The sequence below is a fragment of the Limisphaera sp. 4302-co genome (assembly GCF_049537155.1).
Classification (GTDB): domain Bacteria; phylum Verrucomicrobiota; class Verrucomicrobiia; order Limisphaerales; family Limisphaeraceae; genus Limisphaera.
In genome coordinates, this window is record NZ_JBMVQZ010000012.1 from 81862 (window position 1) to 96091 (window position 14230).

Sequence of the window (14230 nt, forward strand, 5' to 3'; positions counted from 1 at the left end):
TGCCGGACTGCCCGGGTGTCCAAGGGCTTTCGCCCAAGCCCGCCATCCGCACTCGGTTGGCTCTCGGGAGAACCCGCGACCGCTCAACCCGCGACCGGGTTGTCCGGACGCCCCAGCTCCGGCCGACCGTCCACGATCCGGAGGAGGCCGAGTGGGTTCTTTTCCTGCAAGGCCTCGGGCAGGGCCGCGTCGGGAAAGTTCTGGTAGCACACCGGTCGAAGGAATCGAAGAATGGCGCGGGTTCCGACAGAGGTGGATCGACCGTCCGACGTGGCGGGGTAGGGACCGCCGTGGACCATGGCGTGGCAGACTTCCACGCCGGTGGGGAAGCCGTTGAAGACGAGTCGGCCCACCTTGAGCTCGAGCGCCTGCACCAGGTCGCGCGCCTCCAGCAGCTCTTCCGGTGTGGCGTGGATGGTGGCGGTGAGCTGGCCTTCGATTCTTTCGGCGATCTCCAGCAGCTGGCTTCGGTCGGTGCACAACACCACGAGCGTGGAGGGGCCGAAGACCTCTTCCATGAGGGTCTCATGAGCCAGAAAAACCTCCGCCGTGGTGACCAGCAAGGCGGCGGCGGCGCGCGTGCCCACGGGATCGGCCTGCGCAAGAGGCGGCGTGAGGCGCCGGACGCCGGGGATTTTCAAGCACGCCTCCACGCCGGCGTGGTAGGCGGCGCACAGTTCGCTGGTGAGCATCACCCCCGTCGGTGTGTTTGCCATCTGCTGACTCAACTTTTCCAGGAAACGGTCGGTGTCCGGCCCGGTGGGTGCGAGGATCAATCCCGGACAGGTACAGAACTGGCCCACGCCTAGGGTAACCGATCCGTGGAGACCCGATGCGATGGCGTCCGCCCGTTCGCGCAGGGCACCGGGCAACAGGAAGACCGGGTTGATGCTGCCCATCTCGGCGTAGACCGGGATCGGTTCGGGCCGGGCGGCCGCGGCGTCCATGAGGGCCCGACCGCCCTTGCGCGAGCCGGTGAAGCCCACGGCCTTGATCATGGGGTGCCGCACCAGCGCCTGGCCGATTTCGGTGCCGCGCCCAAACAGCAGGCTGAAGGTGCCCTCGGGCGCCTCGCATTCGCGGACAGCCTGTTGGATGAGCCGCCCGACGAGTTCGGATGTGCCCATGTGATTCTGATGGGCCTTGACAATGACGGTGCAACCGGCGGCCAGGGCGGAGGCGGTGTCGCCGCCCGCCACGGAAAAGGCCAGTGGAAAGTTGCTGCTGCTGAAGACCGCCACGGGCCCGAGCGGGATGAGATGAGAACGGACGTCCGGTTTGGGCACGGGCTGCCGGGCGGGATCGGGGTGATCCACGCGGGCGTCCCAGCACCAGCCCTGTTCGATCAGGGAGGCAAAGAGCCGCAACTGATGGCAGGTGCGGGCCGTCTCGGCCTGAAGCCGCGGCAGCGGCAGGGCGGTTTCCAAGTGCGCGCGTTGCTGGATTTCCGGCCCGTGAGCTTCGATCTGTTCGGCGATGCGGCGCAGCAACCGGGCCCGGGCGCCGGCGGGGAACAGTCGGAACCGCCGGAAGGCCTGCCACGCCAGTTGCGCCGCCCGATCCACGTCCTCCAGGTCGGCCCAGTGGTAAGCCGGTTCTAAGGCTTCACCCGTGGCCGGGTTGATGGGGTGCATGGGCTCGCCCTTGGGCCGGGCGGTGCCGTGACCGATCAGGGAGAGGCCTTCCAGTTTCATGGTTCGGCAGATTCAAACGGGCACCGACGGCTTCTACAGACGGAACGGGGCGACGCTGCCGCAGGGGCAGGTGCAGCCGGTGCGGGTTCGTGTGCCGGTGGAGGACGGCGATTCATGGTCGGGAGCGCGTGCACACGGTCTTGTCCTTCGGACGGCGGGCGAGGCAGGCTCGGATGAGGTCGAGCGCGGCGCGGCGTTCCGGGCCGGTCAGGGGCAGTCGAGGCGGGCGCACCCGTTCCGAGCCGGTGCCGGTCTCCTGCTGAACCAGTTTGATGAGCTGGACGAATTTGTTGGCGGTGTCGAGCCGGAGCAACGGCAGGAACCATTCGTAAAGTTTGTCGGCGCGCGCGGCCGGCCCGCGCCGGGCCAGCTCGAAGAGAGCGACTGACTCGCGTGGCAGGGCGTTGGCCAGACCGGCGATCCAACCGACTGCGCCGGCCCGCACGCCTTCGACGATGAGATCGTCCACACCCACCAGGAGTGCCAGGCGTTCGCCGCACCGGGCGCGCAGGGCGGTGATGCGGCGGACATCGCCGCTGGATTCCTTGACCGCATGCAGGTTGGGATGCTGTTCGGCCAGTTGGGCGATTTGTTCGGGGAGAAAATCGGTTCGATAGGCGATCGGGTTGTTGTACAGCATGCAGGAGAGCGGGGTGCTGCGCAGGACGGCGGCCACGTGCCGGGCCGTTTCCCTCGGGTCGCCGGCATAGACGTAGGGCGGCAGGATCATCAGCCCGGCACAACCGGCGCGCCCGGCTTCCCGCGCCAGTTCCACCGCTTCAGCGGTGCTGAGCGTGCCGATGCCGGCCACCACCGGTGCACGGCCCTGAAGGGCACCGACGGCGGTCTGGAGGATGGCCACTTTTTCATCGAACCGCAGGGTGGGACTTTCACCGAGGGAACCCAGAGCCACCACGCCGGTGCACCCGTTCTCCACCAACCAACGGGCATGCCGCGCCAGAAAGTCGTGGTCCACGCGGCCTTGGGAATCGAACGGGGTCGTGATGGCGGGAAGCACTCCCTGCCAGATGGCTTCTGGTTTCGTCGGTTTCATCGTTGGTGACCTTCAATTGTACCGGTCGGGCGCCAGTAAGGGAGATGTCACGACAGGCGTCCGGCCCGCAATGGCGTCGGCGATCCATTGTCCGGTGACCGGTCCGAGACTCAATCCCAACATGGCGTGACCGGCTGCAATCCACAGGTTTTCCCACCCGGCGGGCCGGCCCAGGTAGGGCAGGCCGTCGGGGGAACAGGGACGGAGTCCTGCCCATGGCGTGACGCCCTGGAAGTCCGCGGGCTGAAAATCGGTGAAATAGCGGCAGAAGGCGTTCACGATGCCGCGCACGCGAACGGCTTGGATGGAGGGATCGTTCCCGCTCAGCTCCATCGTGCCGCCCACGCGCAGGGCACCGTTCATGGGCGTGACGGCCACGCGGGCCTCCGTGCAGATGCAACCCATCCGGGGCCGCCGCCGCGGTGCGGTCAACGTGAGGCTGTAGCCTTTGCCGGGCTGAAGCGGCAGTCGCAGGCCGAGTCCACGCGCCAGGTCGGCCGACCAGACCCCGGCGCAAAGGACGAACGCGTCGCCGTCCACTGTGGAACCGTCGCGCAGCCGGACGCCCCGAATGCGGTTGCCGTGGACCGACCAGTCACGAACCTCGGCCTGCCAGAGGAATTGCACCCCGGCCGCCTCGGCCAGGCGCTGGAGCGCAGCCATGAAACGTTCCGGCCGCAGATGACAGTCCAGCGGGTAAAAGACCCCGCCGACCGTCCGGAGCTGCAGATCCGGATTCCGTTTCCGGACCTGATCGGCGTCGAGAACCTCGGCCGGAATCTCCAGTCCACGGGCCTGGGCGGCGGCTTTGGCCTCTTCCTCCAGTCCGTGTTCGGTGCTGCAGAGCATGAGCAACCCCTGTTTTTCCAAGCCCAGCTCCGCTCCCGCCGTTTCTGCCAACTCCTCGAATGCGCGGCGGCTGGCCAGGTGCAGGTCGCGCAGCACCGGCGCGGCGCGCCGCACATGCGCCCGGGTGGCGGCGCGCCAGAACCGCCAGCCCCACGACCAGAGTTCAGGGTCCCAGCGGGGACGCACGTAAAAGGGTGAATCGGGTTGGAACATCCATTTCAACGCCAGCCGTACCATGCCCGGTGCGGCCAGGGGCACGAAATGACTGGGGACGATCAGTCCGGCGTTGCCGAACGAACACCCGTCGCGTTGCGCGCCGTTGCGCTCCACCACCCGCACCTCAAACCCGCGCCGCGCGCAGTACCACGCTGCGGAGAGTCCGATTACCCCGGCCCCCACGATGACCACCCGCGGTTTCATAACCCCGATTTCTCCTTCAGTGCGCCGGCCCACCCACGGTTGCTCCGGGCCTGCGGCCGTACCCGCCCCATTTGAACGGGGTTGGGCGGCCCTGGCAAATGCGTAACTGCGAACAAGAGGCCCAATGCCCCGTCCTCCCGCCTTTCTTCATCTGCGACGGTGCACCGGCGGCGACAGGTCGGCTTGCCGGTAGAAAGCGTGCGGAAGCGGTTGACCGGGAAGTCTCATCCGCCCCGAGGTCGGGCAGTGACGGGATCACCCGTCCCGCACCGGGACGTGAGCAGAAAAGCTGGCGGAGAGGGGGGGATTCGAACCCCCGATACCCTTTTGGGGTACTCACGCTCTCCAGGCGTGCGCTTTCAACCACTCAGCCACCTCTCCGCTCCGATGGTCATCCATTCTCAACCACAAAAATGCGCGTCCGGCAACGTTTTTCCAGTCCTCAGAAGGGCCCGGCATGCTCGTGCGTGACCTGCGGGACTGCGTGCGGCTCCGCGTTGACCCCGCGAACCTGGATGCCGCATGAGGACCGGCATTGCGTCCGACGCGAGCCACGTCCGTGCAGGCAGGCGCAGCCGGTTTCGTGGCGGTTTGCGCCCGGGGTGGGGGAGCGGCCTGCTCCGCCGCATTCAGGCCAGGGAACGTTGGCTCGGCGACGGGCTGGGGCTCGGCCATGGACGCGGCAGGGTGGCCGTGGTCTGGCGCCGGGCAGGCCGCGGGGCGGGCGTCTTCACCGGGATCACCTCGTGCGCAAACAGTGAGGCCCATTCGAGCGCGGCCTGACGATCCGCATCGGTTCCCCCGTGCAACCGCAACCGGCCATCCGGCCACCGGACCAGCTCGGCTTCTCCCCATCGAAACAATGTCCGGGGCGGTCGGATCCGGACCCAGATCTCTCGCAAGATGCTCTTCATGGCCGCCAGTGTGGCATCGAGGGTGGGACAAATACGGACCAGGGGTGCGAAAATATCCACCCGTGCCCGGGGCGCCCCCTGCAAAGGTCCGTCGCGGGCCGGGCGCGGTCGGGTCGGATGCGGACCCTTCCGGCCCGGCAAGGTGTCGGTCACCCGACCCTGCCCGGTGCGTTGCCCGGGCACGGATCGTCCATTCTGCCGGGCTTGACCTCGGGACCCGTGCGCGGCAGTCTGTGGACTGATCACTCATGAACCGCAGGAGCGGGGCGAGAACGGTGCCCGGGGCCGCGGGCTCACGGCCTGTTCGAGAGCCGGCCTGTCGAGCGGTCCGGACCCCGGCTGGATCCGGTCCTTGCCCGGCCGGGGACGACATCTGGTCCGGGCCCGGACCTGGATCTGCCCGGAATACGGAGGTGCCCCGGACCGTTTGGATGGCGTGGATGGCGTTGAGCGTGGGCCTGGCACTGGGTGCGGCGGGTGCGTGGGCCGATGCGCCTCCGGAGTTCGACACCTTGGAGGAGGCTTACGCAGCGGCGGGGTTCGATCCGCGCCATCCTTCCAACGCCGTGGTGGTTTTCTTCAGCGACCCGCACATGAACCTTTGGGAGGACGTGCTCCCGATCAGCACGAATCTCGACCCCCGATTGGTGCAGATCGTCAACGCCATGGACCCGCCGCCGCGCAAGGTGATCGTGGCGGGGGACACTTCGACGACGCTGTCGCCTGTGCCAGGTTGGGTGCCGCGCGCCTGGAGCATGGAGATGGGGACCAACGAGATGCTCCACTGGCTGGCAGCCATCCGCGCCTTCACCAACGTGGCGCCGGAAGACATCGTCTGGATTCCGGGGAACCACGACCAGCTGGCCTTCGAAGAAGAGGCCGCCACCTACCGGCTGATGTATCCCCAGATGCCGGTGCGGCAGCGACTGGACATCGCCGGGGTGCGCTTTCTGCTGTTGAACTGCGGCAATTACGGTGGGCGCAACCCGGCTCAGCAGGCATGGCTGCGCCGGGAACTGGAGCAAACGCCGTTGGAGCAACCGCTGGTGGTGGTCACGCACGTGCCGCCGTTTCATTTCCCGCCGTGGTACCGCGGAACGGCCGTGGAACTGCGCGAACTGTTCAGTCAGCGCCCGCAACGTTGGTGGACGATGGGCGGGCATTACCACGCGCGTTCGCAGCGCGTCTACCAGCTCGGGCCAAGCACCGTGGCGTCGCTGGTGGTGGGGACCGCCAACCCCAAAAACACGAACGGGGCCTCCGACGACAGCGGGTTCGCCATTCTCTGCCTGAGCAACGGGGTACACGCGGTCCTGTACTACAGTTACAACCGGGCACGGTTCGAACTGGTGCCGCCTCCGGACTGGGACCATCCCCGGCCCTTTTACGCGGCGTTCGAGGCCGTGCCAGGGCTGATATGGCGGCGATTGAAAGCGCCCGGTCACCCGCCGGAAGTGGAGCATTTCGAGGGAGACGATGCGGTGGAATGGTACGCCTACACACGGGAATTGCGGCTGCGGATTCCCCTGTCGCCTTTTCAGGGCCAGGCCACGCATGGGGTCCTGCTGGCGCTGTTGCCCAGTGCGGACGCCCGTGTGGAGGTGGAAATCGGGCCCGGGGAATGGTCGCCGGTGCCCTGGGGCACCCCTTTGGAATTCGTGTACACGTTTGTAATCCCTCCGGCCCTGCGGACCCGGCCGGAACTCCATGTCCGGTACACCAGCCGCCTCGGCGGGAATGACTTCATCGCCGGGTGGGGGCTGGTGAGCACGTCCGCGCCGCCACAGATCCGGTTCCCGCAGTTCGCGGAGGTGCCGGACCTCCACGTGCCCAGTGGCGCAACTGTGACGCTCGAGCTCCGTGCATATGTGACCAACCCGTTCGCCTCCTACGACGGGCAACGGTTCCGACTGCTCAGCGGGCCTGTCGGGGCCACGGTGGAAGAGTCCACCGGTCTGTTCGAATGGCGCGCGCCGGAGGACCCGATGGAACGCTTCTGGGACGTGACCGTGGTCGTATCCGACACCGGCACGCCGGTGTTTTCCGCGACGCAAAGTTTCCGGATCCACACGCGCAATCGGCCCTATTTGGTGGCGTTCCCCAGGGAGGCGGTGGTGGAGGAGGGCGCGCCCTTGGAACTGGTGGCGCAGGCGGCCGGCGCGGAGCCGCTCGCCTACCGTTGGTACTTCCAAGGAGAACCTACGCCTGACGCCGAGGCCGGCGGCCCGGTGCTGCGACTCCCCGCGGCCGATCGAAGCCGTGCGGGTTGGTACCACCTGGAGCTGAGCAATGCTCATGGCGTGGCGGCCGGCCCCGCCGTTCGGGTGGGTGTCGTCCGATCGGACGAGGTGGCGATCCGGCTGCCGGCCGGCTCCGCCTGGCACTACCACGACGGTGGTGAACCGGGCCCGACGTGGACAGCCGCTGCGGAGGGTGCGGAGGTCTGGCCCGTCGGGCGGGCCCCGCTGGGTTACGGCACGCCCGATCTGCGCACGGTATTGGGCGCAGAAAGAGCGCATCCACCTTGCACGGCCTATTTTTGGGCTCGGTTGCTGTCGCCGGAAGGGCTGCAGGCGCCGGTCAGTGGCCGGTTGTGGGTCCGGTCCGGCGCGGTGCTCTTTTGGAACGGCCGCGAAGTGTTCCGCCACCGCATGCCGCCCGGTGAAACGGCGTACGGGCCATGGGCGGAACCAGCCCCAACAGATGGCCTCGAACCGGTCGAGTTTGAAGTGCCTGTGGAGGCGGTGTTGCCGGGCACCAATCTCGTGGCGGTGCAGGTCCATCGGAGCGGGGACGGCGCACCGGCGGTGGGACTCTGGAGTTTGAATGAACCGGAGGGTCCGTGGCGCGATGCGGTGCATTGGCATCACTTTCACGCGACGGGCACGAACCTGCTGAGTCTGCCGGGCCGTGTGGGCAATTGTGTCTCCAACACCGGGTCGGCCACCAGTTGGTTGGAGACGCCCTTCCATCCCCAACAGCGGGTCAGGGGGCCCTTCACCGTGGGCGGCTGGGTGGCTTACGGATGGCGCTCGGGCGACGACCCGGCCGGCACCATCCTCGAGCGCCCCGGCGAGTTTCGGCTCTACTACACCGGCACGCGGATCAACCGGTTCCGATTCCGCGTGGGTGACACGGAGGTCCAAAATGAAACCTCCGGCACGCGGCCCGGCCAATGGCGCTGGCTGGTCGCCTGGTTCGATGGAGAAAAAGCGAACCTGCAGGTGGACCAGGGCCCGATCTCCAGCGTGCCCGCCACCCTGCCCACAGGTACCACCCAACCGTTGCGCGCGCTGCGGTGCGACGGGCCCTCGGGCGGGCTGGCGGCGGACGAACTGTTTTACTTCCCGCGCGTGCTGACGGCCGAAGAACGGACCTCCCTGTATCTGTCGGGTCTAGAAGCCGCGAAGACCTTCCATCCGGGAGCGCTGCTTTTCGATTTGGAGCTGATGGCCCGGGTGTCTCGCCCGGCCGGCTCACCGCTGCGCCTCGGGGTGCGCCCGGCGGGCCGGCCGGGAAGCTGGGACTTGGTGGTGCCGGGGGCGGAATTCGCCACGTCATTGTGGCTCTCCACGAATCTGATGGACTGGATCCCGGTCTGGCACCGGCCTGCTGGTGCGCCCACGGCCACTTGGGCGTTGCCTGATCCTCCCGCTCCGTTCCCCGAGTTCTACCAGTTGCGCGCCGGGCCGTGATGGAATCGCGCATCCCCTGCAGGGCCCGGCCTACGCGTCCGGGCCGGCTTCTCATGGCGCGGGCGGTCAGGTGGGGGCAAACTGGGGCGGCAATGAAGACGTTGATCGTGGGTTGCGGATACCTCGGGCTGGCCCTGGGTGCGGAGTGGGTGCGCCGGGGAGTCCAGGTATGGGGCGTGCGCCGCACGAGCGCCGCAGACGAGGCCATGAGAGAAGCCGGAATCCGACCTGTACACGCCGACGTGACCCGGCCGGGCTGGTCCTCGGATCTGCCGGCAGGGTGGGACGCCCTCGTGTACTGTGCGGCGCCCGGCCGGGGCGGGCAGGAGAACTACCGGGCCGTGTATGACTGGGGCGTGCGCCGCGTTCTGGAGGAGGCGAGGCGCCTGGGTGTCCGGCGCGCATTGTACACCAGCAGCACCGGAGTGTACGCGGCAGCCGGGGGTGAATGGGTCAACGAGGAAAGCCCTGCCGAACCCGCAGACGAAAAGGGTCGGCTGCTTCGAACGGCCGAGCTTCGGTGGCTGGAGGCAGGTGGGTCGGTCTTCGAATCGGCGGTGATCGTGCGCATTTCGGGCATGTACGGCGCCGGCCGCGGCTATTACCTGCGCCGGTTTTTGGAGGGGCCGGCACCGGAGGCCTGGGAACGGGAACGGTGGGTCAACCAGATCCATCGGGACGATGTGGTCTCGGCGGTGCTCACGGTCCTGGAACGCGCGCCGTCCGGTCGGATCTACAACGTGAGTGACGACGAGCCGGCCCGACTGGGAGAGATCTTCGACTGGCTGGCGGCCCGGCTCGGGCGGGGCGTGCCCCCGCCGCCGGCGGCGGCCGGGGCGCTGCCTGCACGTCGCAACGCGGGTCACAAGCGCGTTTCCAACGCCCGGCTCAAGGAGGAACTGCACTGGCGGCCGCGGTATCCCACTTACCGCGAAGGTTACGCGGCGGAGCTGCGGCGCATGGGTCTTTGGCCCGGGGCCGGGGGCGGCGACGCCGTTCCATGAGCGTCTGCGTCGCCAGCCGACCGGTGGCGCGGCCCGGGATCACTCCACGGTGACGCTCTTGGCGAGGTTGCGCGGTTTGTCCACGTCGCAGCCGCGCAGGAGGGCGACGTGGTAGGCGAACAGTTGGAGGGGCACCACGGTCAGGAGCGGCTGCAAACAATCGAGCGTGCGCGGCACGTAGATGACGTCGTCCACCTTCCTGCGAATTTCGCGGTCGCCGGCGGTGGCCACGGCGATGATGGGGCCGTTTCGGGCCTTGATTTCCTCGAGATTGCTGAGGTTTTTCTCGTACCACTCATCGCGCGGGATGACAAACACGCTGGGGAAATCAGGAGCAATGAGGGCGATGGGCCCGTGTTTCATCTCGGCGGAGGGATAGCCCTCGGCATGGATGTAGGAGATCTCCTTGAGCTTCAAGGCACCCTCCAGGGCGATCGGGAAATTGTATTGCCGCCCCATGTAGAGGAAATCCGTGAACCGGTAGTACTTCTTGGCCAGGCGGATGATGCGGCTCTCGTCCTCGAGCACCTTCTTCATTTTGCCGGGGATGGCCTCCAAGGCGCGGGCAATGCGCCGCGTTTCCCGCACCGAGAGCAGGCCGCGGCGCCGGCCCAGCCACAGTGCCAGAAGGGTGAGCTGGAGCAGTTGCATGGTGAACGCCTTGGTGGAGGCCACTCCGATCTCCGGCCCGGCCCGCATGTAGAGGGTCCAATCGGATTCGCGGGCCAGAGTGGAGCCAATCACGTTCACCAGTGCCAGGGTCCGCACGTTTTGCCGGCGCGCCAGGCGCGCGGCGGCCAGGGTGTCGGCCGTTTCCCCGGACTGGGAGATGGCGATGACCAGCGAGCCTTCCTCGAACGGGCGTTTGCGGTAGCGCATTTCGCTGGCGCACTCGACCTCCACGGGGATGCCGGCGAGGTTCTCGATGAGGTACTCCCCGGCCAGTGCGGCGTGCCAACTGGTGCCGCAGGCCACCAGGATGAAGCGCCGCATGGAAGCGAGCTCGTCCAGATGCGGTGCGAGCTCCTGCCAGGCCACCTCGCCCTTGTCCGCCCGCAGCACGCGTTTGAGCTCGTCGGCCACGCGCCCGGGTTGCTCATGGATTTCCTTGAGCATGTAGTGGGAAAAGCCGCCCAGCTCGGCCTCCTCGGCCGACCATTGAACGGTGTCCACGGGCCGTTCCACCGACTGGTCCCCGGCCCACAACTGGTAGGAGTCCGCGCGGAGCAGGACAATGTCGCCATCGTGCAGGTAGATGACCCGCCGGGTGTGCGGAAGGATGGGCGAAACGTCGCTGGCGAGGAAATTCTCGTCACGTCCGAGCCCCAGCACCAGCGGTGAACCGCGCCGGGCGCCCACCAGGCAGTCGGGCAGGTCGGCGTGCAACACGGCAATGGCGTAAGTGCCTTCGGCCTCGCGCGTGGCCTGGTGCACGGCGGTGACGACCTGCTCGGGCACGGGCCGCTGGCCACGCGGGACGAGGGCGTCCAGATGCCGGCCGATGAGGTGGGCCAACACTTCGGTGTCGGTCTGGGACTGGAACTGGTGGCCGGCCTCCACGAGTTGCCGGCGCAGATCGGCGTAGTTTTCGATGATCCCGTTGTGGACGATGACCAGCCGACCGGACTGGTCAAGGTGGGGGTGGGCGTTGGTGTCGCTGGGCAGTCCGTGTGTGGCCCAGCGGGTGTGGCTGATACCGAGGGTGCCCTGCAGGGGTCGGGCCCGCACCGCTGCAATGAGCGCGTCCACGCGACCGACGCACTTGCGCAGTTGCAGGCCGGACCCGTCCAGGGTGCAGATCCCGGCGGAGTCATAGCCGCGATACTCCAGGCGCTTGAGCCCGTCCAACAGGATGGGTGCGGCCTCCCGCCGCCCCACATAACCCACGATCCCGCACATAAAAAGTCTCTTTCTACCTGGCCGACGCCGGGTCGGACCGGGCGTTGTCCCGGCCTTCCGCGCGGCCTGTTGCCCCTCCCTGCAGATCCCCCCTGACCGCGCCGGATCCCGACAGAATCAGATCGGCCGCCGTGCCGAGGTCTTGAGCCACCAGCAACGGGCCCGGCAACGGCTCCGGCAAGGTCCGGAGCGTCTCGGTTCCGTAGCCGGTCAACACCAGAATAGAAGCGCGCACCCCGGCGTTCCAGCCGCATTCCAGGTCGGCGCGCTTGTCCCCGATGAGATAACAGCGGCGGAGGTCCAGGCCAAACCGGTCCCGGGCTTCGAGAAGAAAGTAGGGTGACGGTTTCCGGCCGCGCGAGGGTTGATCCGGCGCTTCCGGTGCCACGTAAACCTCGGCGAAACGGACCCCGTACGGGGTGAGAAGTTCGTTCAACCGCTGATGCACCCGGGCGACGTCGTCCAACGTGAAGTAACCGCGTCCCACACCCGACTGGTTGGTGACCAGGAACAGTTCGTACCCCGCCCGCTGCAACCGTTGCAAGGCTTCGCCCGCGCCCGGCAGGAGGCGAACCTCCTCGGGCCGGCTCAGGTAATGGCGCTCCTCAATGATCGTGCCGTCACGATCCAAAAACACCGCCGTTTTGTCCATCCGGAGGCGCAGTTTCGACCAGCCGCACCCTCGAAGGCGAACCCTTTTTGTCACAGGGGGACTCGACAGCCCGGCACCGCCCGGTAGAGTGGGCCCGGGGCGCGGTGCACCGGATTTCAAGCGCGGCTTGCCGCGACCGGACGCGCGCGGCCTTTGCAGGACGGCATGGCCCTCAACGAGGTCGTATGAACACGCAACACAGCCTGCACGGTTGGATCGCGGGCCTGGCGGTTGTGGCCGGCCTGGCCACCGCCTGTCGCGGGCCGGTCTCCCACGAATTCCGGCCGCCGCCGGAGCCGCCGTCCTCCGCCAACACCGCGGAGATCGAAGAAGGCGAACCCATGCTTCCGGCCGACGCGCTCGAGACCCTGGACCGGGCGCGAAACCAGCCGCCCGCCTCCTGGCCGGGCAACGGCTGGCAGGTGTTGTGGGACTGCCGATCGTGGGCCGGCTGGTACGTGATCCCTTACGCGGGACGCGGGGCGGTGGAGTTGCAGGACGGCGTTCTGGTGATGGGCATGGGCAGTCCGTTCACCGGCGTCCGGTACACGAACGACTTCCCGCACACGAACTATGAGATCGCCCTGGAGGCGGCCCGGCTTTCGGGATCGGATTTTTTCTGCGGGTTGACCGTTCCGGTGGGCGAGGCGCACTGCAGTCTGATCGTGGGCGGTTGGGGCGGCGGTCTGGTGGGGATTTCCAGCCTGGACGGTTATGACGCGTCGGAAAACGAGACCACCACGTTTCACCGATTCGAGAAAGGCCGGTGGTACCGGATTCGCATGCGCGTGACGCCCGCCCGCTTGGAGGCCTGGATTGACGACGAACAGGTGGTGAACGTGAACATCGAGGGGCGCCGCATTTCGGTGCGGCCGGGGGACATCGAGGAATGTATACCGCTGGGCATCTCCTGCTGGCAAACGGCTGCTGCCATTCGCAACGTGCGCTGGCGCCCGGTGACCGGTCCGGCTTCACCGCCCCCGCGCCGCTTCTGAGACCCGGCCACAGCGCCGCCCGGTGCCGGTTTTGGGCTTTCGCCTCCGGGGACGGCTTCTATACTGGGCCGCGTTGTGTCAGGACCGCCGGGCCCGGGAACAACGAGGGTTGTGTCCCGTGGTCGAATGGGGTGGCCGCGCGCGGGGTGCCTCTCACGAGCCGAGCACTCGGACCGCGCCCGGCAGGGCAAGGACAGTCAAGAACGGGACAAGGGTGAGCACATGGACCTGGCGTTCGTGTTGACAGCGCTGATCACGCTGGCAGGCGCAATTGCCGCGGTGTGGTTGCGAAACCTGGTGCACGCGGTTCTGGCGCTGGCGGTTTCGTTCACGGGGGTGGCGGCGGTGTACCTGCAGTTGGGGGCGCAGTTCCTGGGCTTCGTGCAGATCCTGATCTACGTGGGTGCGGTGGCGATTCTCATCGTGTTTGCATTGTTGCTGACGCGCGGGGGTGAGGTGCCGGTGGGCGGGGTGCATGCGAGCCGCTGGTGGGTGGGCGCGCTGGTGTCGCTGGCGGTCCTGGGCGTGCTCGGCTGGGCGGGCGCGGCCGCCGACCCGGCCGGTGCGGCGGAGCCGTCCGTCTTGAGCGTGGAGGAGCTGGGCCGGCAGTTGGTCACGCGCTGGGTCGTGCCGCTTCAGGTGCTGGCGGTGTTGTTGACTGCGGCGTTGATCGGCGCGGTGCTGCTGGCCTGGCGGGAAGACGAGCCGGAGCGCACGGCTGCGGACCGGGAGGCGGAGGAATGAACGGACTGACCGGCTGGCTGTTGTTGAGTGCCGCCCTGTTTGCCACAGGGTTGGCCGGGGTGTTGACCCGCCGGAATGCGATCGCCGTGTTGATCGGCGTAGAACTGATGCTGAACGCGGCGAACCTGAATTTCGTGGCGTTTTGGCGGCACGGGGTTTCCGAAGGCGACGCCACCGGGGTGGTGTTCGCGTTGTTTGCCATCGCGGTGGCGGCGGCGGAAGCGGCCGTGGGTTTGGCCCTGGTGATTGCGGTTTACCGGCATTATCGGACGGCACACGTGGACGAGGTGGACCGGCTGCGTGGTTGACG

Annotated in this window: 11 protein-coding genes and 1 tRNA gene; 5 read left to right on the plus strand and 7 right to left on the minus strand. The window is 67.8% G+C overall.

Features of this window, described 5'->3' with window-relative positions; all coding sequences use genetic code 11:
- Window positions 1–83: 83 nt before the first annotated feature.
- The 5 genes from ACPDIX_RS12240 to ACPDIX_RS12260 form a co-directional block, all read right to left on the minus strand.
- Complete coding sequence (locus ACPDIX_RS12240) at window positions 84–1694, minus strand: aldehyde dehydrogenase (NADP(+)) (RefSeq protein WP_423432086.1); 1611 nt, start codon at window positions 1692–1694, stop codon at window positions 84–86.
- A 112-nt stretch (window positions 1695–1806) separates the two neighbouring features.
- On the minus strand, window positions 1807–2748 hold the full coding sequence (locus ACPDIX_RS12245) for a dihydrodipicolinate synthase family protein (RefSeq protein ID WP_423432087.1): 942 nt from the start codon (window positions 2746–2748) through the stop codon (window positions 1807–1809).
- A 12-nt stretch (window positions 2749–2760) separates the two neighbouring features.
- Window positions 2761–4017, minus strand: a complete 1257-nt coding sequence (locus ACPDIX_RS12250; protein WP_423432088.1) for an FAD-dependent oxidoreductase — start codon at window positions 4015–4017, stop codon at window positions 2761–2763.
- Window positions 4018–4307: 290 nt separating this feature from the next.
- Window positions 4308–4398 (minus strand) — tRNA-Ser (locus ACPDIX_RS12255).
- Between the two features lie 248 nt (window positions 4399–4646).
- Window positions 4647–4931 (minus strand): hypothetical protein, encoded by a 285-nt coding sequence (locus ACPDIX_RS12260; RefSeq protein WP_423432089.1) that lies wholly within the window; start codon window positions 4929–4931, stop codon window positions 4647–4649.
- A 440-nt stretch (window positions 4932–5371) separates the two neighbouring features.
- Between ACPDIX_RS12260 and ACPDIX_RS12265 the strand changes: the two genes are divergently transcribed.
- Together ACPDIX_RS12265 and ACPDIX_RS12270 are read left to right on the plus strand one after the other, a co-directional pair.
- Window positions 5372–8626, plus strand: a complete 3255-nt coding sequence (locus tag ACPDIX_RS12265; RefSeq protein ID WP_423432090.1) for a metallophosphoesterase — start codon at window positions 5372–5374, stop codon at window positions 8624–8626.
- 92 nt (window positions 8627–8718) lie between these two features.
- Window positions 8719–9630: an SDR family oxidoreductase gene (locus ACPDIX_RS12270; protein ID WP_423432091.1), complete on the plus strand. Its 912-nt coding sequence runs from the start codon at window positions 8719–8721 to the stop codon at window positions 9628–9630.
- A gap of 39 nt (window positions 9631–9669) precedes the next feature.
- Here the strand turns inward: ACPDIX_RS12270 and glmS are convergent, their stop codons facing one another.
- Window positions 9670–11529, minus strand: coding sequence for a glutamine--fructose-6-phosphate transaminase (isomerizing) (glmS, locus tag ACPDIX_RS12275; RefSeq protein WP_423432092.1), 1860 nt, complete (start codon window positions 11527–11529; stop codon window positions 9670–9672).
- 13 nt (window positions 11530–11542) lie between these two features.
- Complete coding sequence (locus ACPDIX_RS12280) at window positions 11543–12181, minus strand: D-glycero-alpha-D-manno-heptose-1,7-bisphosphate 7-phosphatase (protein ID WP_423432093.1); 639 nt, start codon at window positions 12179–12181, stop codon at window positions 11543–11545.
- Between the two features lie 185 nt (window positions 12182–12366).
- On the opposite strand from ACPDIX_RS12280, the gene ACPDIX_RS12285 reads away from it, so the two are divergent.
- The 3 genes from ACPDIX_RS12285 (at window position 12367) to nuoK (ending at window position 14228) form a co-directional block, all read left to right on the plus strand.
- On the plus strand, window positions 12367–13176 hold the full coding sequence (locus ACPDIX_RS12285) for a family 16 glycoside hydrolase (RefSeq protein WP_423432094.1): 810 nt from the start codon (window positions 12367–12369) through the stop codon (window positions 13174–13176).
- A 222-nt stretch (window positions 13177–13398) separates the two neighbouring features.
- The gene (locus ACPDIX_RS12290) at window positions 13399–13920 is read left to right on the plus strand and encodes an NADH-quinone oxidoreductase subunit J (RefSeq protein WP_423432095.1); all 522 of its coding nucleotides are present in this window, start codon (window positions 13399–13401) and stop codon (window positions 13918–13920) included.
- Window positions 13917–14228 (plus strand): NADH-quinone oxidoreductase subunit NuoK, encoded by a 312-nt coding sequence (gene nuoK, locus ACPDIX_RS12295; protein WP_423432096.1) that lies wholly within the window; start codon window positions 13917–13919, stop codon window positions 14226–14228. Before ACPDIX_RS12290 ends, nuoK begins: the two co-directional genes overlap by 4 nt.
- The last annotated feature ends 2 nt before the right edge of the window (window positions 14229–14230 follow it).